27 protein-coding genes and 1 pseudogene are annotated in these 24,472 nt (G+C 74.6%); 11 read left to right on the top strand and 17 right to left on the bottom strand.

What is annotated here, in order from left to right; genetic code table 11:
* Positions 1-29: 29 nt before the first annotated feature.
* Positions 30-323, bottom strand: a complete 294-nt coding sequence (locus ACQPX6_RS21505) for a hypothetical protein (RefSeq protein ID WP_433782456.1) — start codon at positions 321-323, stop codon at positions 30-32.
* Positions 324-516: 193 nt separating this feature from the next.
* Here ACQPX6_RS21505 and ACQPX6_RS21500 point away from each other — a divergent pair, with 193 nt between their 5' ends.
* The 5 genes from ACQPX6_RS21500 (at position 517) to ACQPX6_RS21480 (ending at position 6,025) form a co-directional block, all read left to right on the top strand.
* A complete protein-coding gene (locus ACQPX6_RS21500; protein WP_433782455.1) occupies positions 517-1,407 on the top strand; it encodes an AAA family ATPase in 891 nt (296 codons plus the stop codon).
* Entirely contained in the window at positions 1,407-2,915 is a 1,509-nt protein-coding gene (locus ACQPX6_RS21495; protein ID WP_433782454.1) for a VWA domain-containing protein, read from the top strand. Before ACQPX6_RS21500 ends, ACQPX6_RS21495 begins: the two co-directional genes overlap by 1 nt.
* Positions 2,916-2,952: 37 nt before the next feature.
* Complete coding sequence (nadD, locus tag ACQPX6_RS21490) at positions 2,953-3,588, top strand: nicotinate-nucleotide adenylyltransferase (RefSeq protein ID WP_433782453.1); 636 nt, start codon at positions 2,953-2,955, stop codon at positions 3,586-3,588.
* Between the two features lie 146 nt (positions 3,589-3,734).
* The gene (locus ACQPX6_RS21485; protein WP_433782452.1) at positions 3,735-5,006 is read left to right on the top strand and encodes a DUF6777 domain-containing protein; all 1,272 of its coding nucleotides are present in this window, start codon (positions 3,735-3,737) and stop codon (positions 5,004-5,006) included.
* Entirely contained in the window at positions 5,003-6,025 is a 1,023-nt protein-coding gene (locus tag ACQPX6_RS21480; RefSeq protein WP_433782451.1) for a hypothetical protein, read from the top strand. The genes ACQPX6_RS21485 and ACQPX6_RS21480 overlap by 4 nt, the downstream gene beginning before the upstream one ends.
* A gap of 12 nt (positions 6,026-6,037) precedes the next feature.
* Here the strand turns inward: ACQPX6_RS21480 and ACQPX6_RS21475 are convergent, their stop codons facing one another.
* Both ACQPX6_RS21475 and ACQPX6_RS21470 read right to left on the bottom strand, forming a co-directional pair.
* Positions 6,038-6,448 (bottom strand): TIGR03618 family F420-dependent PPOX class oxidoreductase, encoded by a 411-nt coding sequence (locus tag ACQPX6_RS21475; protein WP_433782450.1) that lies wholly within the window; start codon positions 6,446-6,448, stop codon positions 6,038-6,040.
* 76 nt (positions 6,449-6,524) lie between these two features.
* On the bottom strand, positions 6,525-7,697 hold the full coding sequence (locus ACQPX6_RS21470) for an FIST signal transduction protein (protein ID WP_433782449.1): 1,173 nt from the start codon (positions 7,695-7,697) through the stop codon (positions 6,525-6,527).
* A gap of 90 nt (positions 7,698-7,787) precedes the next feature.
* On the opposite strand from ACQPX6_RS21470, the gene rsfS reads away from it, so the two are divergent.
* From rsfS to ACQPX6_RS21445, 5 genes are all read left to right on the top strand, one after another.
* Positions 7,788-8,192: a ribosome silencing factor gene (rsfS, locus tag ACQPX6_RS21465; protein ID WP_433782448.1), complete on the top strand. Its 405-nt coding sequence runs from the start codon at positions 7,788-7,790 to the stop codon at positions 8,190-8,192.
* Complete coding sequence (locus ACQPX6_RS21460) at positions 8,189-8,803, top strand: histidine phosphatase family protein (RefSeq protein ID WP_433782447.1); 615 nt, start codon at positions 8,189-8,191, stop codon at positions 8,801-8,803. The genes rsfS and ACQPX6_RS21460 overlap by 4 nt, the downstream gene beginning before the upstream one ends.
* On the top strand, positions 8,800-9,543 hold the full coding sequence (octT, locus tag ACQPX6_RS21455; RefSeq protein WP_433782446.1) for a diglucosylglycerate octanoyltransferase: 744 nt from the start codon (positions 8,800-8,802) through the stop codon (positions 9,541-9,543). The genes ACQPX6_RS21460 and octT overlap by 4 nt, the downstream gene beginning before the upstream one ends.
* A 153-nt stretch (positions 9,544-9,696) precedes the next feature.
* A complete protein-coding gene (locus ACQPX6_RS21450; RefSeq protein ID WP_433782445.1) occupies positions 9,697-10,749 on the top strand; it encodes a helix-hairpin-helix domain-containing protein in 1,053 nt (350 codons plus the stop codon).
* Positions 10,746-11,567, top strand: a complete 822-nt coding sequence (locus ACQPX6_RS21445; protein WP_433782444.1) for a ComEC/Rec2 family competence protein — start codon at positions 10,746-10,748, stop codon at positions 11,565-11,567. Before ACQPX6_RS21450 ends, ACQPX6_RS21445 begins: the two co-directional genes overlap by 4 nt.
* Before the next feature lie 320 nt (positions 11,568-11,887).
* Here ACQPX6_RS21445 and ACQPX6_RS21440 read toward each other — a convergent pair.
* From ACQPX6_RS21440 to ACQPX6_RS21420, 5 genes and pseudogenes are all read right to left on the bottom strand, one after another.
* Positions 11,888-12,511 (bottom strand): annotated as a pseudogene (locus ACQPX6_RS21440) (protein rep); the annotation flags it as partial.
* Positions 12,512-13,289: 778 nt separating this feature from the next.
* Positions 13,290-14,513 (bottom strand): FtsK/SpoIIIE domain-containing protein, encoded by a 1,224-nt coding sequence (locus ACQPX6_RS21435; RefSeq protein WP_433782443.1) that lies wholly within the window; start codon positions 14,511-14,513, stop codon positions 13,290-13,292.
* Positions 14,514-14,697: 184 nt separating this feature from the next.
* The gene (locus ACQPX6_RS21430) at positions 14,698-14,994 is read right to left on the bottom strand and encodes a hypothetical protein (protein ID WP_433782442.1); all 297 of its coding nucleotides are present in this window, start codon (positions 14,992-14,994) and stop codon (positions 14,698-14,700) included.
* Positions 14,991-15,377: a hypothetical protein gene (locus tag ACQPX6_RS21425; RefSeq protein WP_433782441.1), complete on the bottom strand. Its 387-nt coding sequence runs from the start codon at positions 15,375-15,377 to the stop codon at positions 14,991-14,993. The genes ACQPX6_RS21430 and ACQPX6_RS21425 overlap by 4 nt, the downstream gene beginning before the upstream one ends.
* 124 nt (positions 15,378-15,501) lie before the next feature.
* A complete protein-coding gene (locus ACQPX6_RS21420; RefSeq protein ID WP_433782440.1) occupies positions 15,502-16,284 on the bottom strand; it encodes a GntR family transcriptional regulator in 783 nt (260 codons plus the stop codon).
* A 133-nt stretch (positions 16,285-16,417) separates the two neighbouring features.
* On the opposite strand from ACQPX6_RS21420, the gene ACQPX6_RS21415 reads away from it, so the two are divergent.
* On the top strand, positions 16,418-16,762 hold the full coding sequence (locus ACQPX6_RS21415; protein ID WP_433782439.1) for a hypothetical protein: 345 nt from the start codon (positions 16,418-16,420) through the stop codon (positions 16,760-16,762).
* A gap of 2 nt (positions 16,763-16,764) precedes the next feature.
* Here ACQPX6_RS21415 and ACQPX6_RS21410 read toward each other — a convergent pair whose 3' ends face one another.
* The 9 genes from ACQPX6_RS21410 to ACQPX6_RS21370 all read right to left on the bottom strand — a co-directional run bounded on the left by ACQPX6_RS21410 (position 16,765) and on the right by ACQPX6_RS21370 (position 23,997).
* Complete coding sequence (locus ACQPX6_RS21410) at positions 16,765-17,007, bottom strand: hypothetical protein (protein ID WP_433782438.1); 243 nt, start codon at positions 17,005-17,007, stop codon at positions 16,765-16,767.
* A gap of 37 nt (positions 17,008-17,044) precedes the next feature.
* A complete protein-coding gene (locus tag ACQPX6_RS21405) occupies positions 17,045-19,738 on the bottom strand; it encodes a hypothetical protein (RefSeq protein ID WP_433782437.1) in 2,694 nt (897 codons plus the stop codon).
* Positions 19,739-19,865: 127 nt separating this feature from the next.
* On the bottom strand, positions 19,866-20,087 hold the full coding sequence (locus tag ACQPX6_RS21400) for a hypothetical protein (protein ID WP_433782436.1): 222 nt from the start codon (positions 20,085-20,087) through the stop codon (positions 19,866-19,868).
* A gap of 44 nt (positions 20,088-20,131) precedes the next feature.
* The gene (locus tag ACQPX6_RS21395) at positions 20,132-20,512 is read right to left on the bottom strand and encodes a hypothetical protein (protein WP_433782435.1); all 381 of its coding nucleotides are present in this window, start codon (positions 20,510-20,512) and stop codon (positions 20,132-20,134) included.
* 408 nt (positions 20,513-20,920) lie between these two features.
* Positions 20,921-21,196, bottom strand: a complete 276-nt coding sequence (locus ACQPX6_RS21390; protein ID WP_433782434.1) for a hypothetical protein — start codon at positions 21,194-21,196, stop codon at positions 20,921-20,923.
* Positions 21,193-21,366 (bottom strand): hypothetical protein, encoded by a 174-nt coding sequence (locus tag ACQPX6_RS21385; RefSeq protein WP_433782433.1) that lies wholly within the window; start codon positions 21,364-21,366, stop codon positions 21,193-21,195. Before ACQPX6_RS21385 ends, ACQPX6_RS21390 begins: the two co-directional genes overlap by 4 nt.
* A gap of 6 nt (positions 21,367-21,372) precedes the next feature.
* A complete protein-coding gene (locus ACQPX6_RS21380) occupies positions 21,373-22,191 on the bottom strand; it encodes a hypothetical protein (protein ID WP_433782432.1) in 819 nt (272 codons plus the stop codon).
* A 124-nt stretch (positions 22,192-22,315) separates the two neighbouring features.
* Entirely contained in the window at positions 22,316-23,662 is a 1,347-nt protein-coding gene (locus ACQPX6_RS21375) for an AAA family ATPase (RefSeq protein ID WP_433782431.1), read from the bottom strand.
* Positions 23,659-23,997 carry a DUF2742 domain-containing protein gene (locus ACQPX6_RS21370; protein WP_433782430.1) on the bottom strand — a complete coding sequence of 113 codons (339 nt, stop codon included), beginning with the start codon at positions 23,995-23,997 and terminating at the stop codon, positions 23,659-23,661. The genes ACQPX6_RS21375 and ACQPX6_RS21370 overlap by 4 nt, the downstream gene beginning before the upstream one ends.
* Positions 23,998-24,472 lie beyond the last annotated feature (475 nt).

Below are 24,472 nucleotides of genomic sequence, written 5' to 3'. Positions count from 1 at the left end.
CGTTCATCACGGCGGGGGGATGCTGCTCGTCACCCCAGCTGGTCCCTGGCTGCCGACTCGGCCTCGGCCGCCATCTCGGGCGTGAGGCGGGCCGCATAGGTCTCGGCGCGGACGCTCGCCTTGTGGGCGGTCTCCTGCGAGCGGGTGCCGAACACCGCGGCGGGGACGGCGCCCACGACGACGCCGACGATCGGGCCGGCCGCGGACCACACGTCGGTGAAGGTGAAGCTCGCCGGGTTGCTGGTCGCCCGCCAGAACATGAGGCCGACCAGAGCGAGGAAGCCGAGGGCGACGACCGCCGTCGGCCAGGAGAGACGTTGCATCGCCTCACTGTCGAGCAGTGCGGCGCGGCGAGGTACGCCTCCCGGGGTGACGGCACTGCGCCGTCGTGGGGGCTTTCCTGGCGTTCAACGCCAGCGTGGCCGCCACGCTGGCACCGGAGGTGCCCCTACCCCCCGGTACCGGACCGGCCACATCCCCGGGACAACAGAGGACGCGGCGGGCAGGATGCGGCGCGTGAGCACCGAGCCGGTCGGCCACCAGGCCCAGAAGGCGTTGTTCGACTCCGTCGACGACGTCAGCACCCGGCTCGCGGACGTCGGCTACCTCGCGTCGACGGCCGTCGCCACCACCGTCTTCCTCGCCGACCGCCTCGGCAAGCCGCTGCTCGTCGAGGGTCCGGCCGGCGTCGGGAAGACCGAGCTGGCGCGGGCCGTCGCCGAGGCGACGGGCGCGGGTCTGGTGCGCCTGCAGTGCTACGAGGGCATCGACGAGTCCCGCGCGCTCTACGAGTGGAACCACGCCAAGCAGCTGCTGCGCATCACCGCGAGCCAGGGCGAGGCGTGGGACGCGACGCGCGACGACGTGTTCTCCGAGGAGTTCCTGCTGCCGCGCCCGCTGCTCACCGCGATCCGGCGCACCGAGCCGACCGTGCTGCTGGTGGACGAGACCGACAAGGCCGACGTCGAGGTCGAGGGCCTGCTGCTGGAGGTGCTCGGCGACTTCCAGGTGACGGTGCCCGAGTGGGGCACGATCACCGCCAACCAGCGGCCGTTCACGCTCCTGACCTCGAACGCGACGCGCGAGCTGTCCGAGGCGCTCAAGCGGCGCTGCCTGTTCCTGCACCTCGACTTCCCCGATCCCGAGCTCGAGCGCCGCATCGTGCTCACCCGCGTGCCGCAGCTGGGCGAGGCCCTCGCCGAGGAGCTGGTGCGCATCGTGGGGGTGCTGCGCGGCATCCAGCTGCGCAAGGCGCCCTCGGTGTCCGAGACGATCGACTGGGGCCGCACCCTGCTCGCGCTCGGGCTCGACACGCTCGACGACGACACGGTGCGCTCCACCCTCGGCGTCGTGCTCAAGCACCAGGCCGACGCCCAGCGCGCGGTCGCGGAGCTCAGGCTCAACTGATGAGCGCGGCGGGAGACGGAGCGCAGCGGAGCTCGACCATCGAGTCTCGGCGGCACGGCGGCCTGCCGGCCCACCTCGTCGACTTCGTCGGCGCGCTGCGCCGCGCGGGGATCGCGGTGGGCCCGGGGGAGTCGGTGGACGCAGCGGCGGTGATCGCCGAGCTGGACCTGCTGCGCCGCGAGCAGCTGCGTGAGGGCCTGGCCGCGGCGATGCTGCGCCGGTCCGGGCAGCGCGCGGTGTTCGACGCGCTGTTCGACCTGTGGTTCCCGCTGGGGCAGGGCGCGGCGCTCGGCGAGGTCGCGCTGCCCTACGCCGAGGACGGGTCGGTGGACGTCGAGGCGCTGCGCGACCTGCTCGCCGGCCTGCTGCGCGACGGCGACACCGCGGCGATGGCGGAGATCGCGCGCGCGATCGTCGACGGCCTGGGCGCCGTCGGCCGGGGCCGGGGCCGGGGACAGGGCGGGCAGGGACAGGGTCAGGGCGGCGGTGGAGGCGACCGCGGCGAGGGCGGCGGCGGGCGCCCGACGTCGTGGTCGGCCTACCAGGCGCTCAACGCCGTGCGCCCCGAGACGTTGCTCGCGCGCGTGCTCGCCGACCTGCGCGGCGGCGCGGACGCGGACTGGGACAGCCCGTTCGCCGAGGAGGTCTCGCGCCGCGAGGTCCGCGACCGGATCGCGTCGTTCCGCCGCATGGTCGGCGACGAGGCCCGCCGGCGCGGCGCGGAGATCCGCGGGCGCGAGGCGGCGGCGCGCACCGGCGTCCCCAAGCAGGGCGACCGCGTCGACTTCCTCACCGCGAACTCCGAGCAGCTCGCCGACCTGCGCCGCCGCGTCGCACCGCTGGCCCGCCACCTCGCCTCGCGGCTGGCCGCGCGCCGCCGGCGCGCCCGCCGGGGACCGATGGACCTGCGGCGCACGCTGCGCCGGTCGATGTCCACCGGCGGGGTGCCCATGCGCCCGGCGTACCGGCGACCGCGGCCCGGGCGCCCCGAGCTGGTGCTGTTCTGCGACGTCTCGGGATCGGTGGCGGGGTTCAGCCACTTCACGATGATGCTGGTCCAGGCTCTGCGCGAGCAGTTCTCGCGCATCCGGATCTTCTGCTTCGTCGACGGGTGCGTCGAGGTCACCGACCTCTTCGGCCCCGGCAACGACCTCGGTGGCGTGATGAGCGACATCACCGCGCGCCCCGGGCTCATCGCGTTCGACGGGCACAGCGACTACGGCGGCGCGCTGGGACGCTTCCGCGAAGGCTGGCCCGACGTGGTCGGCCCGCGGACCTCGCTGCTGCTGCTCGGCGACGCCCGCACCAACTACCGCGACCCCAACCTCACGGTGCTCGCCGACCTCGCCGAGAAGGCCCGTCACGTGCACTGGCTCAACCCGGAGCCGCAGGTCCAGTGGGGCACCGGCGACTCCGCCGCGCGGCGCTACGGCCAGGTCGTGCCGATGCACGAGTGCCGGACGGCCGCCCAGCTCGCGGGCGTGGTGTCGGGGCTGCTGCCGGTGTGAGCCGCCTCCCGTGCCCACGACGACCTAGGCTGAACGGATGAGCGGCCGCCGGATCGGGGTCATGGGCGGCACCTTCGACCCCGTGCACCACGGGCACCTCGTGGCCGCGAGCGAGGCGCAGGTCCGCTTCGCGCTCGACGAGGTGGTGTTCGTGCCCACCGGCCAGCCCTACCGCAAGAGCGGGTACGCGGTCAGCGGCGCCGAGGACCGCTACCTCATGACGGTGGTGGCCACCGCGTCCAACCCGCGGTTCACCGTCAGCCGCGTGGACGTCGACCGCGACGGCCCCACCTACACCGTGGACACCCTGCAGGACCTGGCGGTGAAGTTCCCCGACGACGAGCTGTTCTTCATCACCGGCGCCGACGCCCTCGAGCAGATCCTGTCGTGGCACCGTGCCGACGAGATGTTCCGGCTCGCGCACTTCGTCGGCGTCACCCGGCCCGGCTTCGAGCTCGACGACGGCCATCTCCCGAGCGGCTCCGTCAGCCTGCTCGAGGTGCCCGCCATGGCCATCTCGTCCACCGCGTGCCGCGAGCGCGTCGCCGCCGGCGAGCCGGTCTGGTACCTCGTGCCCGACGGCGTCGTGCAGTACATCGCCAAGCGCGGGCTCTACCGGCGCCGGCCGCAGGGGGCGGTGCTCGGCCCCACCGAGCACGTCGCGTCGGAATAGTCCGCTCCGTCCTGGGCCGACCGGGCGGGTGCCGCCCCACGAACGGGTGACGTCGCGCTGCGGGCACTAACGGTCCGCGAGGATCGCGCGAGATCCACTCGGAACGACCCGCCCGCCCCGGGCGGGCTCCGGGGGGAGTGATCTCGGTGCTGGTGCCGCCGCCGTACGTCGTGCAGGTCCCGCCGCCGCGCCGCACCCCGGTCGCGGCGATCGTGCTCCTCGTCGTGCTCGCGATCCTGGTGGCCGCGCTCGCCGGGATGCTCGTCGCCCGCGAGATGGCCGCGCCGACCGGCGTCGCGCTCGAGCCCGTCGCCACCACCGGGGCCAACCCGTTCATGACCGGCGCCGGCAGCGACGCGGTCGGCGTCCGGCCCGTCGCCCACACCGGCGGGCGCTACACCGGCACGACGCCAGGGCTCTTCGGCGGCACCGGCGACGACGCCGCGTGCGACCGCTCCGCGCTCGTGCGCTACCTCGGCCAGCACCCCGACCGCGCCTCGGGCTGGGCGTCGGTGCTCGGGCTGCGCGACGGGTCGTCGACGACGATCTCGCGCTACGTCGACGGCCTGACCTCGGTGGTCCTGCGCTCCGACACGTACGTCACCAACCACGGCTGGAGCGGCGGGCACGTCACGGCGTGGCCCGCGGTGCTGCAGGCCGGCACGGCGGTGCTCGTCGACCCCTACGGCAACCCGGTCACGCGCTGCTTCTGCGGCAACCCGCTGACCGCGCCGCAGTCGTTCAGCTCCGTCGCCTACGTCGGGCCGCGCTGGTCCTCGTTCCGGTCGACCACGATCTCGGTGATCCAGCACCAGACGACGAACGTGACCAACGAGTACACGGTCGTCGACGTCCACACCGGCGAGGCCAGCGACCGCCCGCGGGGCACCGAGGGCGAGGAGGACGCCACCAGCACCGCGACGGTGTCCCCGGACTTCCCGGCCCCCGAGGCGCCCGCCACCGAGCTGGGCGACGAGAGCACCGACACCGTCGAGGACACGACGACCAGCACCGACCCCGCGCTCGTGCCCGGTCTCGTCCCGTCGGACGGGGTGCCCGGGTCGACGACCACCTCGGCACCGACCGTGCCGGAGGTGTCGGGCGTCCCCGACAACACCGGCGCGTCCACAAGCACCACGACGACGACGTCCACGACGGCCGCCGACCTCGAGGGCTCGTGGACGGCGAGCCCCGGCTGCGACCTCGGGCCCTCCTCGGAGATGGTGTTCGACGGCACCGGGAGCGTGTCGGTGGGGACGGGCACCGCGACCGCCGGCTCCTACGCGCTCTCCGGGTCGGAGCTCGTGCTCAGCCCGTCCGGCGGCTCCGTCATCACCTTCGCCCCCGACGACAGCACCGGCACGGCGTGGACCGACACCGCGGCACCCAGCTGCACGCTGACCCGGGGCACGGCATGAGCCGCCACCACCGCCCCGAGCCCGACACCGATCCCGAGCCCGACGTCCTCGACGCGCCGACCGGGCCGCTCGCCCTGCCGTCGGCGCCGACCCTCACCCCGCCGCCGCGCACCCGGGTGGTCGTGGTCCCGCGGCCCCGGCCCGCGTCGGAGCCGGTGACCGCGGAGCCCCGTCGCAGCACCGCCGAGACCGCCCTCGCCGCACCGCAGCGGTCCGTCCCGGTCGCCGCCGCGGACACCCACACCGGGCTGCCCGCCGCGACCACCTGGACCCCGCACGAGCCCGCACACCCCTGGCCGGGCGTGCCGGACGACGGGCTCCCGGCGTGGCCCTGGCCCGACGCGCGCACCCCGTGGCCGCCGGCCCCTCCGTCCGTGTCGCCCACCCCGTACCCCGGGTCCCTCCCGTCGAGCTCGTGGCCCGCGCCCCCGCCGCGGCGGGGAGCCAGTGGCCTGGTCGTCGGCGCCGTCGCGCTGCTGGTCGTCCTGCTCGTCGGGCTCGGGGTCGGCCTCGTGCGCCCCGAGCTGCTCGGGCTGTCGTCCGGAACGCCGTCGCTCGCCGAGGGCGAGCCGGCGCCCGGGACCGACGTCGGCACCACCGAGGTCGCGCCCGCCTCCGGGGACACGACGGCCGCCCCCACTACTGACCCCACCACCGAGCTGCATCGCCTCGCCCGGTCCGACGACGCGGCGCTGGACGCGGTGACCGGCGCCTGGGTGCCGCAGCTGTCGTCGAAGCGGCCGGGCCTGGTCGACGGCGGCCGCACCTGGGACGCCGCCGCGATCCTCGCCGAGCACGAGGCCCTGCGGGCGCGGTACCCGCAGGCGAGGCTGCTGTGGTCGGGCGACTGGCCGGTGTTCACCGGCGGCGACTACTGGGTCACGGTGCTGGCGTCGCCCTCGTCGTCGGCGGCCACGGCCAACGGGTGGTGCGACCGGCAGGGCCTCGGCGCCGACGACTGCTTCGCCAAGCGGCTCGCCCGCTCGGGCGGCAGCGAGGGCACCGCGGTGCACCGGTAGGACCGGCGGGGCTCAGCCGCCGCGCTGGACCGCCGTGGGGACGATGCGCAGGATGAGGCGGGTCTGGCGCCGGTCGCCGGGGTACGGGCCGCCGAGGTAGCGCCGCGCGAGGGTGTCGAGGTGCTCGTCGGCGCCGTCCGGGGTGACCTCGACGACGCGGCCGCGCACCGAGACGTAGCGGTCGGGGCGCCCGGCGTCGGCCACGGCGACCGAGATGCGGGGGTCGCGGCGCACGTTGTGCACCTGCGCGAGGCCCTCCACCGCGTTGATCACCACGTGCGTGCCGTCGGTGTCCACCCAGGTCTCGGTGGTCTCCGCGGACCCGTCCGGGCGCACCGTGGCCACGAAGCCGCGGTTCGGCCCGCGCAGCAGCGAGACGACGTCGTCCGGGAGCTGCGCGACGGGCCGGTGCGCGATCGTCACGGTATCTCGGACCTCCGGGGCGGCGTGCGGGCCCGACCACGGTAGGAGCGCTCCACGAACGGGTCGTGGCCGGGGGTCAGCCCCCCGCCTCGTCCTCCCCGAACGCGAGCACCGAGGCCGTGAAGGCGTGCAGGTGGTTGCGCGCGGCGACGGGGCCGATCTCGCCGGCGGCGAAGAACCCGGCCACGCCCTGCGGCGCGAGGCCCCGCTGCAGTGCCACCACGTCGTGGTCGGCGTCGGGGAACATGGACCGGCCGCGCCCGTTGCAGGAGAACAGCAGCGCGCCGGCCGTCCCGCCGCCGCCGCGGAAGCGCGTCATCAGCCAGTCGAGGTCGGCGTCGGCGCTGGCGGCGTCGCGCACCTGGAACCGCACGGTGCGTCCCACCTCGACCACGTCGCCGACCGTGATCGTGCCCTCCTCGGGGTCGGCGCCGACGACGCCGCGGATGAGGAAGTCGCCCTGACGGTGGTCGTCGGCGTACTCGTCCATGGCGACGCCGAGGTGCAGGCCCTGCGCCACCATCTGCTGCTCGGTCTCGTCGAGCTCGCGCAGGATCTGCTCGAGCTTGCGGTAGGCCGGCACCCCGGCGAGGCCCTGGAGGTGCGGGCCCTCGGCGGCGGTGACCGTCATCGTCGGGCCGACGGGACGGCAGCCCTGGCTGACCAGGGTGCGCACCCGGACATCGCCGCCGATGGTCACGCCGACGACCCCGCGCTCGTGCACGACGCCGTCGAGGAACAGCCGTGCCGCCCCGGGCCCGCCGGGTCCGGAGGCGAGGCCACCGACGAGGGGCAGGCCGCGCAGCACGTCCCCGGACTGTTCGACGAAGCCCTGGATGGGGAAGGTGTAGGGGTCGGCGAGCAGGAGGGCGACCGCGTCGTCGTCGCTGCGGTGCGGCATGCCGCCCACGACCATGCCGGTCTCGGTGCGCGTCGCGTCGAGGCGGAACGGGGTCAGGGTCGCGTCGGGCAGTGCCGCCGCCCACACCGCGACGGCGGGGCGCGCCTCGACGCCGCGCCCGTCGCCGATCACGCCGCCCGCGCTGCAGCCGACGGCGACCCGCGCGCCCGCCACCTCCATCGCCCGGGCGCCCGCGCGGCCGACCTCGTCGGGGTCGGGGTGGCAGACGAACACGGCGAGCAGGTCGGGCCGTCGCCCGCCGAGCGGGGCGGTGGCCTGGGCGACGGCGTTCTCGGCGGCGGCCAGCAGGTCGGCGTCCTGGGCCAGCCCGTCCCCGAAGTCCGGCATCGCTCCAGGGTAGGGCCGCCGCGAGCCCGCCGCCGCGTCGTGGGCGTCGCGTAGGATCGGCTCGCTCCCATCCCCGACCCTCGAGGTTTCGTGGCCGTCACCGATCGCGCCCGCCGTCTCGCCGAGACCGCGGCGCTCGCCGCCGCCGACAAGCTCGCCCGCGACGTCGTCGCGATCGACGTGTCCGAGCGGCTCCCGCTCACCGACTGCTTCGTCATCGCCTCGGCGCCCAACGAGCGCCAGGTGCAGGCCGTCGTCGACAGCGTCGAGGAGAAGCTCCGCGAGCTCGACGCCAAGCCGGTGCGCCGCGAGGGCACCCAGGAGTCGCGCTGGGTGCTGCTGGACTTCGCCGACATCGTCGTCCACGTCCTGCACACCGAGGAGCGCGAGTACTACGGGCTCGAGCGCCTCTGGAAGGACTGTCCGTCGGTGCCGCTGCCCGACGAGGTCTACGGGCCCCCGGCCGACCGTGACGGAAGCGCCGCCGGGGAGTGAGCCTGCAGCGCCTCGTCCTGGCACGCCACGGACGGACGACCTGGAACGCCGAGAGCCGGATGCAGGGGCGGCTCGACCCCGACCTGGACGACACCGGTCGCGCCCAGGCCCTCGCCGCTGCCCCGCTGCTCGCCGCCTACGAGCCCGCGGTGCTCGTCGCGTCGGACCAGGTGCGGGCGTGGCGCACCGCGGAGGCCGTGGCCAAGGAGGCCGCGCTCGTCCCGCGCCCGGACCCGCGGCTGCGCGAGACGTCGGTGGGCGAGTGGGAGGGCCTGACCGGCGAGGAGGTCGAGGCCGGCTGGCCCGGCGGGCTGGAGGCGTGGCGCACCGACCCGACGTGGGCGCCGCCCGACGGCGAATCCCGCGTCGACGTCGCCCGGCGCGCGGTCCCGGTGCTCGACGAGCTGGCCGCCGAGCTGGCGGGCACCGACGAGCCGCAGACCGCGATGCTGGTCGCGCACGGCGGCACGATCATCGCGCTGACCGCGTCGGCGCTGGGCTGGCCCACCGCCGCCTGGCCGTCGCTGCAGCCGCTGGCCAACTGCGGCTGGGCGGTCCTCGACCACCGCGTCGACCGGTGGCGGATGCGCGCCTGGGGTCTCGGGGCGTGAGCCCCGGCCCGGTCCTCGTCGTCCTCGCCGACTCCCTGGCGTTCCACGGGCCGGACCGCGCCGAGCCGGCCGACGAGCCGCGCCTGTGGCCGCACGTGGCCGCCCGCGCGGTCGGCGGGCGCGCCGAGCTGCACGCGGGCCTGGGGTGGACCGCGCGCCACGCGTGGCGCGCGATGGTCGGCGACCCGCGGATCTGGGCCTCGCTGCGCCACGCCGACGCGGTGGTGCTCGGCGTCGGCGGGATGGACACGCTGCCCTCGCCCGTGCCGACGGCCCTGCGCGAGCTGATCCCGGCGGTGCGCCCGACGGCGCTGCGGCGTGCGCTGCGCGTCAGCCACGCGTGGCTGACGCCGCGGGCCGCGCACGTGCTCGGCGCCGCGGGACCGGTGGCCCTGTCGCCGGGCGAGACGGTGCGCCACCTCGAGCGGCTGCGGGTGGCGGTGACGACGCTGATCCCGGGGCTGCCGGTGGTGGGGATGCTGCCCGCCGTGCACCGCGCGCCCTTCTACGGCGGCGTGCACGCCGGGCGTGAGCGCCACGTCGCGGCCATGACGGCGTGGGCGGGCGCGCACGACGTGGTGCTCGTCGACCCCACCCCGCTCGTCGCCGAGCACGTGCTGGGCGGCCACGGCAACCCCGACGGCATCCACTGGGGCTGGGCGGGGCACGCGGCCGTGGGCGAGGCGGTGGGCCGAACGGTCGCCGACGTGCTGGGCCGGCGGTGCCCCGGGGTGGGCTGAGGCAGCGCTGCTGCTGACCGGGCGCCGTCCTTGGGCCGCTCGGGGTCTCCGCGTCGCGGGCGTCGCCGGCGGCTGTCCCCACCCCACCCGGTTGTCCCCAGGGCCGACGTCGGCGCTGACGTGGCGGGCCCGGGCGTTCCTAGCGTCCCGGGCATGCTCCGCGCTGCCTCGCCCGTCGACGACGGTGCCCGCGCCCGCCTCCGGTCCCTGGGCGGGGCGCGGCGAGACCCTGACCCGGCGCCCGACGCCGGGTGGGGCGGGCCGGAGTCGGTCGACCTGGACCCGGACCCGCCGGACGACGGCGCGCGCGTCGGCTGGCCGGACGCACCGCCCGGCACCCCGGCGGCGCGGCTGCGCCTGCCGCCGCGCGCACCGGAGCGGGACCGTGCCGAGCCTGCCCGGGACCGGTCGTGGTGGGACGACGACGAGGACGACGACGGGCCCGGTCCGGGCGCGCGGCGGGGCGGCAGCGCGTGGGACCCGCCCGAGCACGGCACCCGGGTGCGCCGGTGGGCGCAGCGGTGGGTGCCCGCGTCGTGGGCGGGCGCGCGGTGGGACCCGGGGCGCACCGGGGCGCTCGCGCTGGCGGCGGTCGCCGCCGTCGCGGCGATCGTCGCGGCCGTCGGGGTGTGGGCCGACCGCCCGGTGCCCGAGCCCGTGCCGGCGCTGCCGCTGGTGGCCGGCGCCCCCGCGGCGCCCAGCCTGCCGGGGGTCCAGCCCGTGACGCCGCCCGCCGACGCCGGGCCGATCGTCGTCTCGGTGTCCGGGCGGGTGCACCGGCCGGGTCTCGTGCGCCTCGCGCCCGGCAGCCGGGTCGGCGAGGCGATCGACGCGGCCGGTGGGGCGACGCCCGACGCGGACCTCACCGGGCTCAACCTCGCCGCCCGGATCGCCGATGGCGAACAGGTGGTCGTCGGGGTGCCGACGCCGGTGACGCCACCGGGCGGGGGCGCGGGCGGGGGAGCGGGCGCGACCCCGGCGGCGGGCGGTGGGAGAGCGGGCGGCGCGCCCGGCGGGCGGGTCGACCTCAACACCGCGACGCTCGAGCAGCTCGACCAGCTCCCGGGGGTGGGCCCGGTGACCGCGCAGCGGATCCTCGAGTGGCGCGCCCAGAACGGTCGCTTCGGCACGGTCGATCAGCTGCAGGAGGTCAGCGGCATCGGCGAGGCCCGCTTCGCGACCCTGCGCGACCTGGTCACGGTGTGAGCGCCCCGGTCCTCTCGACGGAAGGACCACCGCCGCCGGACCTGCGGCTGGTCCCCGCCGCGCTGGCCTCCTGGGGCGTGGCGATCGCCGCGCTCACGGCGGGCTGGGGCGCCGCCGCGGTGCTGGTCGCGGTCGCGGGTACCGCCGCGGTGGTCGCCACCCGGCGCGCCGGGACGCGGCCGGGGCTGCGCGCGGCGGTGGTCGCGGCAGGCGGCTGCGCGGCGGCCGTGGGCCTGGTCGCGGGCCTCGCGGCCCACGCCGTGGCCAGCCACCCGCTGCGGCCCGCGACCGGCAACGGGGTGTGGGCGCGGCTCGACGTGGTGATCACCGCAGACCCGCGCCCGGTGCGCTCGACGGTCCCGGGTCCCGGTCGCGTGGTGGTCCGGGGCGAGCTCGTGGGCGGGCAGGTCGGCGCCGCCCCCGCCTGGCGGGCCGGTGGGCGCGTGGTGCTGATGGCGCCGGCGGAGCACTGGGCGGCCCTGGTGCCCGGCCAGGTGGTCGGCGCGCGGGGTCGGCTCGCCCCGCCCGACCGCGCCGACCTCACCGTCGCCGTGCTCCAGGTCCGCGGACCGCCCGCCGCGGTGGGCCCGGTGCCGCTGTCCCAGCGCGTCGCCGGCGACCTGCGGGGCGGCCTGCGCGACGCCGCCCGGTCCGTGCTCGCCGAGGACCCGGCGGGCCTGCTGCCGGGGCTCGTCGTCGGCGACACCTCCGGCGTCGCCCCGGGCCTCGCCGACGACTTCCGCACCGCCGGGCTCACCCACCTCACCGCGGTCTCGGGCACCAACGTTGCCCGTGAGGTAGGTAGACGGCATGCGTAGCGGTTGAGCACCGCGCGGGCCTCGACGGTGAGCCGCGGCAGTCGCGGCGGTGGATGGTCCGGTCGCTGGTGCGCCCGTGCAGTCGACCAGTCGAGCTGCGCGAGGTCCAGCCACGCCGTCACGACGGGCATCCCGCCGACCTCTGCCATGTCGAGCAGCAGAGGCGCAGTCCCGGACGAGCAGAGCGCGTCCCAGGTGTCGGAGGGAAGGGCGATGAGCTCGTCTCCGCCCTGGTCCTCAGCGGCGATCTCCTCGTCGGACTGCTCACGGGCGAGGCCGGCGAAGCGGCGCAGGTCCATGCGCTCCGAGGTCGACCAGGTGAGCTGCCGGCGGCCGTGGCTGGCCTTCTCCCACTCCCACAGCAACGCCAGGTCCTCGACGCGGTAGGTCTCCGTGGCGTCGCGGAGGATCGCGAGCGGGGATCGGCCACCGCGGGACTCCTTCGCGTAGGACGAGGTGACCTCGCGGGCGGCCTTGGTGAAGTAGTCGCCGAGGCCCTCGGCGCCGACGCGTACGCGGCGAGCGTCGACCCCGTGGACGGGGGTGGAGTCAAGGTCGCGTCTACGGAGGGCGGCGTCCCAGCGGCGCCAGCCGCGGTAGGCGACCCGTTGCGCGGCAAGGTCGTCGACGTCGTGGTCCCAGCAGAAGAGAACGTGCACGTGGACGTGCCACCCGGAGCGGGGCGAGTAAGTGACCTCGACGACGCGCGCCCAGCCGAGCATGCCAGCCTGGTCCGCCGTCCACGCGCGGCCGGTGGTCACGGCGCCCCAGGCGGCAGAAACGGCGTCCCACAGGTCCCGGAGCCGCTGCCCCTGGTGGTGGCGCATCGTGTACGTGACGAGGTAGGCGGACCCTCCGGCGCAGTGCACGGCGGCGATGACGTCCGCGAGCTCAGAGGCCCGGGCGGAAGCGATCTTCGCGGCGCAGCACGGGCACGCCCACACGCTGCCGCAAGTGGCGAGGCCCGCGTAGCCGGCGCCCCGAGTGCCGGACACCCGCAGCGTCGGGCCACCTGTGCCGGTGATCGTCGTGCGCCGGCACTTCCGCAGCCGCGACAGGGAGGTGACAGGGCGGGCCCGCTCGAGCAACGCCCACCGTTCGCCGCGGCGCACGCGGGCGGCGGTCTCGTCGTCCCGGTCGGTCTCCTGGGCGCCGGTGGAAGGGCTGTCTGCGTAGTTACCAAGGGGGCCGGTGGGCGGGGGCGCGGCGGCGCCTACGGCGCCGCGCGCGCGGCGCCGCGCTCCTGTCTCCGACCCGCTCGCGCCGCGCGCCGCTGCAGCCTCGGGCACGACACGGAACACGCCGTCGGGCACGTTGGTGACACGCCAGCCGTCCGGGCAGCCAGGGGGACCGAGGGGAGCCTCCGGCGGCCGCTCCGCGGGGGGCCTCGCTCCCGGGGGGTGGTGTGAGGGGCGCCCCTCCTCCCCGCTCACGACAACGCCTCAGGGGTCGCACGGAACGCCGGCCGCGGCAAGGCCCTGCGGTCGCGCTGGGCGGGCACGTGCGGGGGCTCCGGGGTCGGGTGGGGCCTTGCCCCGGCCGACAACCCGTGCGAGGCGGTGCCCGCCGACGCGACCGGGGAGGAGGGGCTGGGGCTCGCAGCGTGTTGCGATGACCGCAACAGGGCCGACAGGCGGTCGCGCTGCGCCGACGTGAGGGGTGGAGCCGTGGCGACGACGGCCGCGATGTACTCCGCGAGGTCCGGACGTCGCGGCTCGGCCATCACGAGGCGGCCTCGCTCGGATCGTCGCCGACCAGGCGCAGCGTCGGGCGGTCGAGCTCGGCGGCGGGCCCGACCGCATCGACGTACTCGACGTACTCGCCGAACCACGGGGCCCGCATGCGACACAGCGGCCGGCCGGGCGCGGAGACGACGGCGATGCCGGGGGCGGCGGTGCGGTGTGCGGCGCCGAGCTCGCGGGCGTCGTCGCCGTGGCCCATCACCAGCGAGTCGGCCGGGACGCGGAACGACACAACGAGCGCGAACTGCTCGCGGGCGTAGCCGCCGCCGGTGGCCTCGGCCTCGGCACGCTGGGCCAGCATCAGGACCCGGACGGCGACCTTGCGGCCCTCGGAGAGCAGCCGCAGCGTGGCGGACTTGATGCGGTCCAGGACCGACCGCTCGCCCTTGGCCGGCTTGGGCAGGGATCCGGCGGCGCGCAGCAGCCCGGGGAACTCCTCGAGCACGACGAGCAGCAGCGGCACGGCGGCGGTGGGGTCGAGCTTGTCGACGCCGCGGGGCATGTTCGCGAGACGACGATCCATCTCGGCCACGAGCTCCTCGAGCACCGCGGCGTGGGCGTCGAGGTCGGCGGTGCCGGCGGCCTGGTGGTCGCGGTGTCGGGTGCCGTCCCAGGGGCCGCCGAGCAGCAGGCCGGTGATGTCGGAGCCGGTCACGAGGACGTCGGCGGCGTGCGCACACTGGGCGAGCAGCCCGTAGGTGAAGCGGCTCTTGCCGGACCCGTTCTGACCCTGCACGAGTAGGTGCGCGGACTCGGCGAGGGCGTGGGCGATGGTGTCGCCGTCCTCGGCACGGCCCAGGATCAGCCGGGCCGCCGCGGCGGCGACGGGGGCGAGCTGGGCGTGGAAGGCGTCGGCCAGCGGGTCGGCCATCGACAGCCGTACGCGGGCCCAGCGCAGGCCGTAGGGCTCGACGGTGGCGCACACGGCGCCCATGGCCGGCGCGATGCGGTGAGCCTGCGCGGCGAGGTCCTCGGCGAGCTGGCCGGGCAGCAGCTCGACAGTGAGGACGGGCTCGGGATCGGAGCTGACGTCGACGAGCTTGGGCACGATGACGGTGGTGCCGGCGGCGACGTCGACGGAGTGGACGAGCCCGACGCCTTCGCAGACGGCGCGCCAGGCCGGTCGGTAGCCGGTGGTGCGCTCGCGCTGAGCCCACAGCTCGGACTGGGCCGAACGACGTCGGCGAGGGGTGAACAGGGTCATGGGTCGGGTCCTCCTGACACGACGACGCCCCGCCCTCGAGCCGATGATCGGTTCGTGAGCGGGGGCGCCGTCAGGCAGGAGGGCGGGGCGGTTCGGTGCGGTTCGGTGCCGGTATGCGGTTGTGAGTGCAGCGGGCCCGGCCGCAGGGGAAGCGCGGCCGGGCCCGGGTGGTGGTGGGGCAGGGTCAGGCGGCCGGATCGGGTCCGTCGATCTCGATGACCCGGACGGGGCCGCGGGTGAGGGACCCGTCCGCCTGGGCGGTCTCGAACTGTTCGATCTCGCGCCCGTCGGACGTCCGGCCGAGGTGGATGACCCGCCACTCGGTGCCGATGAACGCGGCGTGGCCGGGGGCTTGCGTGCACCAGCGCGGGCAGTCGAGGGCGACGAGGCCGAACAGGCCCGAGGTGTCCATGGCCGTTACGTCTCGCACGACGGCGCGAGGGTTACGCGTGATCGGCTCGAGGACGGTGGGGCCGCTCACGCCGCCTGCCCCTCGGGCTTGTGCTGGTCGTGGCGCTGCTGCTTGCCAGCGGCGTCGCGGACAGCGGCTGCCTGCCAGTACTGGGCGAGCTTGCCGTCCTTGCCGACACGGACGTTGACCTCGAGGCCGTCGACGGCGACGGGGCCGAACTGGGTGAGCACGGGCTGCTGGCGGGCCGAGACGCGGACCTGCAGCACCTCGGGGCGCTCGGCGAGGGTGGGCATGAGGTAGCAGGTCCACAGGAAGTCGCCGGCGTCGTCCTTCTCCTGGTGCTCGGTGAGGACGCGGCGGCCGCCCTGGTCGTCCCAGCGCATCAGGGGCTCGGGCTGGCCGGCGGACACGAAGCCGAGTGACTCGGCGGCGACGGGCAGTGTGCGGAGCATGGCGGGTCTCCTCTGTGCGGTGCTGGTTCCCTAGTTGGGTCCCTATCAGCACGAGGAAAGTAGCACGGGGCTCCCTACGTTCCCCCCTAGCTCCCTACCTTCTCCCCTACTTCACCCGATCGTCCTAGACGCGGTACTCCTCGGACGGGAAGCCGACCGGCTGGCCGGCGGCGTAGGTGTAGACACCGCACTCCAGAGGCCACTCCTGGCCGTGGGAGGTCGCGAACACGTTGAGCACCGGGGCGCCCAGGCTGATGCGCAGGTGCTCGGCTTCCATCGACGACGCGACCTCGGCGCTCGCCCAGTAGTCGACCCGGGACGGGTCCTCGGCCACAGCCTCAGCGACGAGCTTGGCGGTGCCTCCGGGAATGAGCTCGCGGCTGAGCAGCTGCCTGCGAACCTCGGGCCAGAGCGGGAGGTGGCCCATGGCGGTGTCGGCAAACCAGCTCGTGCAGAGGCACAGCGGGCGGCCGTCGCGGTAGATCAGCCGGCGGCGGTACAGCGTCGAGCCCGACTGCACGGTGTGCCCGATCGCGGACACGATCTCGCGCGCGACCTTGAGCGCGTCCATCGTGCCGGTCTCGAGGACGTGGGTCTCCTCGTTGGGCAGGCGGATGCGGCCGGTCTCGTGCATGCGGGCGAGCTGGTCCATGGGACCCACGGCGGCCCGGCGACCGAGGACGGTGAGCCCCCTGCCGGGGACGGGCTCGACGAGGCCGGCGGACTTGAGCCGGCCGACGGCGCGGGAGGCGGTCATCTTCGCGACGCCCCACTCCTCGGTGATGTCGCGCTCCGACGGGATGAGGTCGCCGGGCTGGTACTCGCCTCGGGCGATGCGCTCGCGGATGTCGGCCGCGATCTGCTCGCTGACCGGCATGGCGCGGTTCAACCGCTGGGCACTGCTCACGACTCGCTCCTACGGACTCGCGTTGCCCGCGTCCCTGATGGCCGAGCAACCTCCCTAGGGAACCCTAGCGCGGCTTGTCGTCTGTGGTCGTCTCCTGGTGTCCGGTGTCGTCTGGTGTGGTTCGGTGCGGTCTGTGCACGAAGAGCCCACCGACCTCGACCACCTCGACCCGGCTCGGTTAGCTGAGCTCGTCCATCGGTTCGCGCGAGACTTCGTGGCGAAGCAGAACCGCGACGGCCTCGACCACCTCGAGTCTCTGTCGCGATCCGAACTCGAGATCGGCATGCACCTGATGATGCGGTGCCTTTGGATGATCACCGACACCATGGGCATCGCCGACGACCTCGTGCTCCGCGTGTTCGATGACGCCGTCGGTCTCATCGTTGACGAGGAGGTCGAGCGAGACTTCGGGCCGGGCAAGCCCCCCTTCGCTGAGGGCCTTGCAGACGCGCCGCGGCACCCTGAAGAGCCCAGCTAGGACTAGTCCTCGTCGAGCGCCCGGTTGAGGTTGTCGCTGACAGCACCGTCGAGCTCCGCGAACACCTCGCCGAGGTTGCGGGCCCGGGCGAGCATGCGAGCATACGTGCCGACGAGCTTCCCGAGCTCTAGGCGGTCGAGTGGCTCGATCAGCCCGACCATGCGGTCGATGTCGCCGTCAGCGCGAGCCTGGATGATCGCCTTCGCGCGGCCGATGTGGCTTGCGATCCCAACGTGGTCGTCCATGAGTCCTCATCGTGCCGTGGGTGTCCGACAGCGCTGCCTAGCGCCGCGCGAGCGCCCGCTGCTGGCGGTTGACGATGCGCACGAGTCCGCTGCGGCCGTCGTCCTCGATGCGGAAGCTGGCGCCGTCGAGCGCGCGGCGGAGCACGTCGGGCGTGAGCCCGTTCTCGAAGTTCTTCGCGCTCGAGGACTGGGGCTGCGGGACGGGCGTCGGCGCCGGTGCGGTAGCCGCAGCACGAGCACGCCCGTAGACCGCGGCGCCTGACGCGTACGGAGGCCGGAGACCGGAGAGGGAGTCGCGCACCGGGGCTTGGATGCCGGCGGCGATCTGCCCGCCGATGGACTCCCCGACCCGGAGGAACCGCTCGTCGCGGGCCAGGATGTCGCCCTGGCGGATGACGTCACGGGCGAGGAGCTGCATGGACGCGCGTACGTCGCCGGCGCCGGCGTTGAGTCCCTGGACGAGGCCGGCGATCGCCTGCTGGCCAATCTCGCGGTCGAACACCTTCGACGGCGACTTGATCCCGAGGGCGCCCTTGACCGCTCTGATGGCGGCGGTGGCGACGGCGACCGCCGCGGCGACAACCATGGACAAGCCACCGGTGATGGCGGACGCCATGCCCGCGATGAGCATCGAGCCGGCAGCCGACCAACCGGGACGGGTGCCCTCGACCGAGGCCTGGCCCTGCCGGGCGGCATCGCCGGCGTGCTGCGGGATCGGGGCGGCGCCGTTCTTCACTCCGTCGGCCGCGCCAGCGCCCGCACCGCGCCCGGCCGCCTCCCACGCACCACGCTGCCCCGTGATGTCCGCGGCTCCCCGGCGGGCGGCGTCCCCGGCGGCACCCGGAAGCGGCACAAGACCACCGCGGGTGCCATCGACAGCGCCCGACCCGACCGCGGTACCGGCGGCCTTCATCCCGGGCACGCCGGCGGCCAGGGCGGCGGTGCTCTGTGCGAGCTCGTTGTCGATGGCCATGGACAGCCCGTCGAACGCGGCCGCCGTGTTCCGCATGGACTCGCCCACCGAGTCCGGCACCCCGGGAATGAAGTCGATCACGGCAGCGAGCGCGCGGAGGATGCCGGCGCAGGCGCTGTACACGGTCGACGCGATCGTCAGGAACGCTGTCTTGAAGAAGTTGACCACCGCGCGGACCGCGCCGAGCAACAGCGTGAACCCGTCGATGACCATCGGGATCATGGTGAGCAGCAGCGTGAAGAACTGCTGCATGGCCGGGTCGTTGGACAACTCCTCGAACTTCAGGGAGAGGTCGCGGACCGAGTCGGCGATCATCTGCCAGACCCGGGGCGGCACCTTGTCGATGAACCGACCAACGGACGCCGCGAACCGGCCGAACGACTGCCCGAGGCTGCCGAAGTCGATCTCCTGAAGGGTGTTGTTGATCGAGTCGAAGAACTCCTTGAGGCCGGGCCCGGCGTTGGTGAAGAACTCGGTGGCCTTGAGGATCAGCGTCGAGATGACGCCGATGACCGAGAAGGTCACGTCGCGGAGCTGCTCAAGCGCCCGAGTCATCAAGGAGGACTCGCCGCCCTCGGAGAACTTCCGGAACAGGTTGCCGATGCGCTCGGCGACGCCCCCGACGATCTCGCCGAGGATGCGGAACGCGCCCGTGGTCTGAGCGGCCTCGAGGAGACCGGACACCAGGCTCTTCAGGCCGGGCGTCAGCGTGTCGAGGAAGACGCGGGTGTTGCCCAACACCACGTTGAGCTGCCGGATGCCCTCGGCGGAGGTGAACACCCCGAGCAGCTCGCGGATCATCCCCGAGACCGAGATGGCGACACCCTGGAAGCCCGTAGTCAGCTGCGGAAGGACGCGCTGGCCCAGGTCGCGGAACACGGGCGTGAGCTCGCGCTGGAAGGTGTCGGAGACCGCGCGGCGGAGGTTGTCCAGGCCAGGCTTGGCGGCCTCGGCAGCCTTCTTGATCCCGTCGAAGCCCAGGGCCACGGCGGCGCCGGCGCCCGCGACGCCGAACAGCAGCGCCGGCAGCCCCGAGACCGCAGCCCCGAGGGCGCCCACGACTGCGGTGACCGCGCCCGCCACGACGAGCATCGAGGCGAGCTGGGCGCCCATACCGACGAGCGCCGTCGCCGCGCCCACGATGACGGCGATCACCGCGCCGATCGGGCCACCCGCTCTACCGAGCATCGAGGTGAAGCCGCCGATGGTGCCTACGGTCTCGCCGAGAGCGGAGCCGAGCTTCCCGCCGGACTCCGCCGCGCCGGCGAGGCCGCCCGCGATGGACCCGAGCAGGCCCGGCAGCCGTGAGCCCGCCGAGAACAAGCCCTTGAAGGTGGTGGTGACGGCGTCCAGGCCGCCGCCCACGCCTCGACGATCCACGTCGACCTTGATCGTGGCCCGCTGGCGGCTGATGCGGGCAGCCGCAGCGCGGGCCTCGGCGAGTGCCTTGCTGGTGTCGGCGCCGACGTCGAAGCGGATGCGCCGGCCGTCGGTGGCCCTGACGAAACGCTCGGTCTCGCCGGAGGCCCGGGCGGTGTCAGCGCCAACGTTGACGTCTACGGCCTCGCGGCTGATGCGGCGCAGGCTGGCGGCGAGCTCGGCCTGGAGCTGCTTGAGGTCCGCGCCGATCTCGACATCGACGCGGGCACCGCGCTCGAACGCGTCCAGCTCGCGCTTGAGCTCGCGGGCGAACCCGCTCGTGTCTGGCGTTACGCGCGCGCTGACCTGCGCCACCTGACGCCCACCAGGGCCAGCCACAGGGTCACCTCGCCGTCGCACTCGTCATGTCGTTGCCGACACGGGACGAGGCGCCTGGCCCTGTGATCCGTGGTACCGCGAGAGGTGAGAGCGCCTGGCTCCGCACCGCCTCTGAGCAGCAAGAATACTAGACCGGGTGGACGATGGGGAAGCGGCGCCGCTGCTCAGCGACCACGTCACGGTGGGAAACGCCGGGAGCGTGCTCGAGCAGCCACGCGCGGCGAGCTCGGCGCCACGAGGGGAAGCCGGCGACGCGGAGCCACTCCTGGTCGCCGAAGGACCAGCCCGCCGGCGGGTCGTGTTCCGGCGGCCACGCCCGCCAGTCGTGGACGAGGAGCTCGTCGGGCATCGCCAACAGGGCAGCGGGACCCCCAGCGCGAGCGTCGCGGCGCCTCACCGGGCCACGCCCTGGATGCCGTAGGTGCCGCGGGCGCCGGCGCGGCGCTGGGGCCGGCGGCCTGCCGCGGGGTCGTCCTCGTCGCCGGTGGGCACGCGCAGCACCGCGAGCAGGCGGGCCAGGACCACGCGCTGCTGTCGGGCCTCGGCCAGCGCCGGGTGCGACACCTGCCCGCCGCGGCCACCGACGATGACCAGCCCGTCGGCCTGGGCCAGCTCGTGCAGCTGGTCGATCAGGTCGACGGTGCGGGCGGCCTCCCGCAGGATCGCCGACTCGTGCTCGTCGAGCTGCCACTGATCGGCGATGCTGCGCCACAGCCGGCGCCCGCTGGCGTGCAGGCCCTTGGGCGCGGGGTGGCGCTGCTCGGTGCCGGCCACGGGCTCACCTCCTGGTGTTCGGTGCGATTCAGGTCAGGCGGATCGGATTCCGCAGTGACCAGCGGGCGCGGGGCCGGGGTCGGGAGGGGCTCCCTGCCCCCGCCGGCCCCGCAGGGCCACGCGCAGGTCGCGCGACGATCCGCACGCCCGAATATTCTCTGCGAATTTGTTTGCATTTCTTTCTGCGATTTCTTGCAATAGTTTCTTCGCGATGTTGCACGAACTCATGTGCGAGAAGTGGCGCGGCACGCCGGCCACCCGTGGCTGAGGACGGGTGGTCGGCGTACCGCTCGGACGCTGGTCGATCTGTGCGCGGACCTGACGCGCTCCCGACCATCGCTCCCCGCGGCTCCCGCCCCCAAGGAGTGGGCGGTGGGGTGACGTTGACGTCCTGCTCATGGGCACGGCCTAGCCGCGCTCGCCGTGGGCGGTGGTGTGGCCGGCTGCGATGTGGTCGCGCAGCACGCGGTAGCGCTGTTCGGTGGCGTCGGCCTCGGCCTGTCGTCCGGTCGGGTCGTGGCGCCGCTCGAGCTCCTGGCGCGCTGCCCGTCGGGTGTTGAGGTCGCGGTCGTGGTCGGCGCGGTACTCGAGCTGGCCGTCGTCGAGGTGGCGCACGCTGTCCTCGTCCTGCTGCTGGCGCTGGTGCTGCTGCTGGTAGAGCGCACGCCCTCGGGCCACGCTCACCGCTGGGTGCCCCAGCCGTCGGTGCCGGTGACGCTCTGCCGGCGGGGGTGGCGCTTCTCGTACAGCGCACGCCCGTCGGCCATCGTCGGCCGCGGTGGCGTCGGGCTCGTGTCCCCGCCCGGGCTGGTGCTGGTCGGCTGCTGATCCGTGCTGGTGGTGTCGTCGGTCATGGGAGGTCAGGCTCCGATCTTCGTCTCGTTGGCGACGTACTCGGTGGGGGCTTCGTAGATGGCGGTGGACCGCCGGTCGACGGCTTCCTCGCGGGCGGCCCGGAGTTCGTCGGCGCCGGGGAGCCACACGCGATCGCGGTGCGCGGCGAGCCACCGAAAGCCGCGGCGGTCGCGGGTGGGGCCTTCCTCGGGCCGGAGCTCGTTGTGCGGCCACGGCGGCTGACGGTCGACCCACAGCTGGTCGCGGTCTCTGATCTCGCCGTGCTCGCGGAGGAGGAGGCCGTACTCCCCGTCGTCGAGGTGCGGGCGGAGCAGGGTGGCGTGCTCGCGGCGGATCGACAGGTAGCGCTCGAGCAGAGCGTCGAGCTGCGCCCATGCCTGCACGGCGTCGGGGCCGGCCTTGATGGCGTCGTCGGCGGTCTGCACGGGGCCGAGGTCGCGGTCGAGGTCGGCTGCCTCGGCGAGGACCTCGTGCTGGGCATTGCGTAGCACGTCGAGGGCGGTGTCGGTGCCGTCTTCGATGGTCTCGCGCAGCATGGCCGTGAGGCGCTTCTCGACCTCGTCCCGGAGCCTGCCGGCCTCGCGGGCGGCGGTGGCCTTGGCCTGCAGCTCCGCGAAGCGGTCGGCGAGGTCGGTGGGGTACGGCTTGCCGGCGGCCATCGTGGCGGCGGCGTCGGCGATGAGGGCGCGGCGCTCGCGGTCGACGTTGACGTGCTCGGTGGTGACGGTCTTGATGCGGGCGAGGGCGGCGCGGAGCTCGGGGACGCCTTCGATGGCGTCCTGGGCGAGCCCGGCGGCGGAGCGGGCCTTGGTGGGTGTGGTCATGGGTTCCTTCTCTCGGGGTCGGGTGTGGCGCGTTGGGCTCGGAGGAGTCGTGCGGTGATCCGCTGGGAGTGCGGGGTCCGCAGGACGTAGATGGCGACGAGGTTGTGCCGGAGGCGGACGGTGATCACTGGTCGTCCTCCTCGTCGTCGAGGGGGTAGGCGTGGCGTTGGCAGAGCCGGCGGCCGCTGTCGTCCGGCGGCCTGGTCGTCTCGGCTCCGCAGCGATCGCAGACGAGCGCGTCGCTCGACGCACTGGGGTTCTCTGCGTTTGAGCGTGTGAGTGCGTCCTCTATAGACGCACTGACGCACTCACTCTCACCGTGTCGACGCACTGGCGACGCGGTCGGACGCACTGACGCACTGCCGTCGGGGAGGTGGTGGCAGCGGGCGCCACGGGCACCCTTGACGGTGTCGATGCTCCCGTCCGCCAGCGCGGCCTTGATGGCTGACCGGATGGCTTTCTGGCCCTCGCCGGCGGCGCGCAGGCGTTCCTCGATCTGGCGGCCGGTGAGCCCAGGCTCGTCGGCGAGTAGCTCGAGGAGGGCGGGGACGACGGCGACGCCGGCGGCGTCCTGGCGGCTGCCGCCGTTGACGGAGAGGTGTCGGGTGTCGGGGTCGTAGGCGAGTTGCTGCTCGGCCTGGTCGACGTCGCGACCGAAGGCGGTGAAGTAGCGCGGGGAAGCGGGGTCGTCGGCGTCCTGGCGGACGATGCGCCACTCGACGTCGGGCCAGTCCCGGAGCCGGCTGTCGCCTCGTGAGCGCTCGCCGCTGTGTCCCATGTGGTGAATGACCACGGCCTCGTCGGCGCCGGCGCGGTCGATGAGCTCGTCGAACGCGACAAGGAAGCGGCCGGCCTCGGACTTCTCGTCGAGTCCGAGCGCGTCGAGGACGGGCCGTAAGCAGTCGAGGACGATCACGCCGGGGTCGAGGGCGGCGAGCGTGTCGGCCCACTGGCCGCGGGTGGTGGGGTCGAGCAGGTCGAGGGTGGCCACCTTGCCGCGTAGCGGGACGACGGCCACGCGGTCGGTGCCGGCGATGTTCTGTTCGCGCAGCCATCGGCGGAGGGCGTCGGGGTCGAGCTCGTCGTCGAGGATGACGACGCGGCGCTCGGTGGGCGTGACGGTGTAGCGGTCGAGGAACGGGTCGCCGTCGACGAGGCAGCGCACGAGGTTGCCGACCAAGGTGGACTTGCCAGCCTTCCAAGGTGCGGCGAGCAGCGCCCTGGCGCCGGAGGGCAGGAGCCCGTCGATTCGCCACTGCTGCTCGCGGCTGGGCTGGGCGAGAAAGTCGGTGAGCAGCACCGGCGCCGGGGCCTCCTGCTCGTCCCCTCGCTGGGCGGTGTGCCGCCTGCGGGCTTCGTCGCGCACCTCGAGCCGTTGCAGCTCGACGGTGACCTCGTGCTCGAAGGTGCGTGAGGCGTCGTCGGCGGCGAAGGGGTCCACGTAGTCACGGCCGTGGGCGAGCACCGTCACGAGGCTCGGCTCCGCTGCTCGAAGTCCCGCGCGGCCCGCATCCGACGGAACTCGCCGCTCTGCCGTGTCTCTCCCCACGCGCGGACGCCGGGGATGACTCCGTGCTCGGCGATGGCGTGGCTGATCTCAACGAGGACCCGGGGGACGGGCGCGCCGAGGTCGGCGTCCTCGGCCCATCGGGCGAACGCGGACCGGACGAGCGCGGTGTGGCGGCGTGGGTCGTCGTCGTCGAGCTCGAGCCACGCTGGGGTGAACGCTGCTGGGAGCGGGCCGCCGGTCATGTGGGGCGCGACGATCGCGTGGACGCGGGCGAGGTGGTCGGCGTCGGGGGTCATGCGGCCCACCCCCGGTCGACGCGCACCATGCGGTACTCGCCTCGGCCGCAACCGGCCCGGCGCACTCCGCCGTCGTCGGATTCGCCGCGGTGGGCGTGGACGGACACGATTCCGCGACCGTGTTCGTCGCCTTCGCTACAGAATGGACAGTTGACGAGCCATAGCCATCCGCCGCGCCGGCCGGCGGGGCGAAACGCGAGGGCGGGCACATCCACCGGCCGGCAGGCCCAGCCGCTAGAATCGGTGGCGATCGGCTGGCTGGGGAGCTGGCGGGTTTCGTTGGGGTGTTCCGGGGCTTCGCCGTGGCGGGCGGAGCCCCGTTCCCGTTCCTGGAGACTCATCCACTGGCCTCCAGCCGCTCGGGGCGCAGTAGAACTGCGAGCCGGGCCCGCTGATCGGTGGTCAGCGGCGGAGCTTGCGCTACGACGGTTCGGATGTGGTCCTCGAGCCGCGAGGCGCGTAGGTCGCGGCGGTC

It is taken from the genome of Actinomycetospora sp. CA-101289, from assembly GCF_050955895.1.
Taxonomy (GTDB): domain Bacteria; phylum Actinomycetota; class Actinomycetes; order Mycobacteriales; family Pseudonocardiaceae; genus Actinomycetospora.
The sequence above is the reverse complement of the archived record's forward strand: the minus strand, read 5'-3'. Positions and strand labels throughout refer to the sequence as shown.

Excerpts from the sequence above, each read along its gene's own strand:
- ACQPX6_RS21505 (WP_433782456.1), bottom strand. The coding sequence starts at position 323 with ATGCAACGTCTCTCCTGGCCGACGGCGGTCGTCGCCCTCGGCTTCCTC.
- ACQPX6_RS21495 (WP_433782454.1), top strand. The coding sequence starts at position 1,407 with ATGAGCGCGGCGGGAGACGGAGCGCAGCGGAGCTCGACCATCGAGTCT.
- nadD (WP_433782453.1), top strand. The coding sequence starts at position 2,953 with ATGAGCGGCCGCCGGATCGGGGTCATGGGCGGCACCTTCGACCCCGTG.
- ACQPX6_RS21480 (WP_433782451.1), top strand. The coding sequence starts at position 5,003 with ATGAGCCGCCACCACCGCCCCGAGCCCGACACCGATCCCGAGCCCGAC.
- ACQPX6_RS21470 (WP_433782449.1), bottom strand. The coding sequence starts at position 7,697 with ATGCCGGACTTCGGGGACGGGCTGGCCCAGGACGCCGACCTGCTGGCC.
- ACQPX6_RS21450 (WP_433782445.1), top strand. The coding sequence starts at position 9,697 with ATGCTCCGCGCTGCCTCGCCCGTCGACGACGGTGCCCGCGCCCGCCTC.
- ACQPX6_RS21435 (WP_433782443.1), bottom strand. The coding sequence starts at position 14,513 with ATGACCCTGTTCACCCCTCGCCGACGTCGTTCGGCCCAGTCCGAGCTG.
- ACQPX6_RS21425 (WP_433782441.1), bottom strand. The coding sequence starts at position 15,377 with ATGCTCCGCACACTGCCCGTCGCCGCCGAGTCACTCGGCTTCGTGTCC.
- ACQPX6_RS21410 (WP_433782438.1), bottom strand. The coding sequence starts at position 17,007 with ATGGACGACCACGTTGGGATCGCAAGCCACATCGGCCGCGCGAAGGCG.
- ACQPX6_RS21400 (WP_433782436.1), bottom strand. The coding sequence starts at position 20,087 with ATGCCCGACGAGCTCCTCGTCCACGACTGGCGGGCGTGGCCGCCGGAA.
- ACQPX6_RS21385 (WP_433782433.1), bottom strand. The coding sequence starts at position 21,366 with ATGACCGACGACACCACCAGCACGGATCAGCAGCCGACCAGCACCAGC.
- ACQPX6_RS21380 (WP_433782432.1), bottom strand. The coding sequence starts at position 22,191 with ATGACCACACCCACCAAGGCCCGCTCCGCCGCCGGGCTCGCCCAGGAC.
- ACQPX6_RS21370 (WP_433782430.1), bottom strand. The coding sequence starts at position 23,997 with ATGACCCCCGACGCCGACCACCTCGCCCGCGTCCACGCGATCGTCGCG.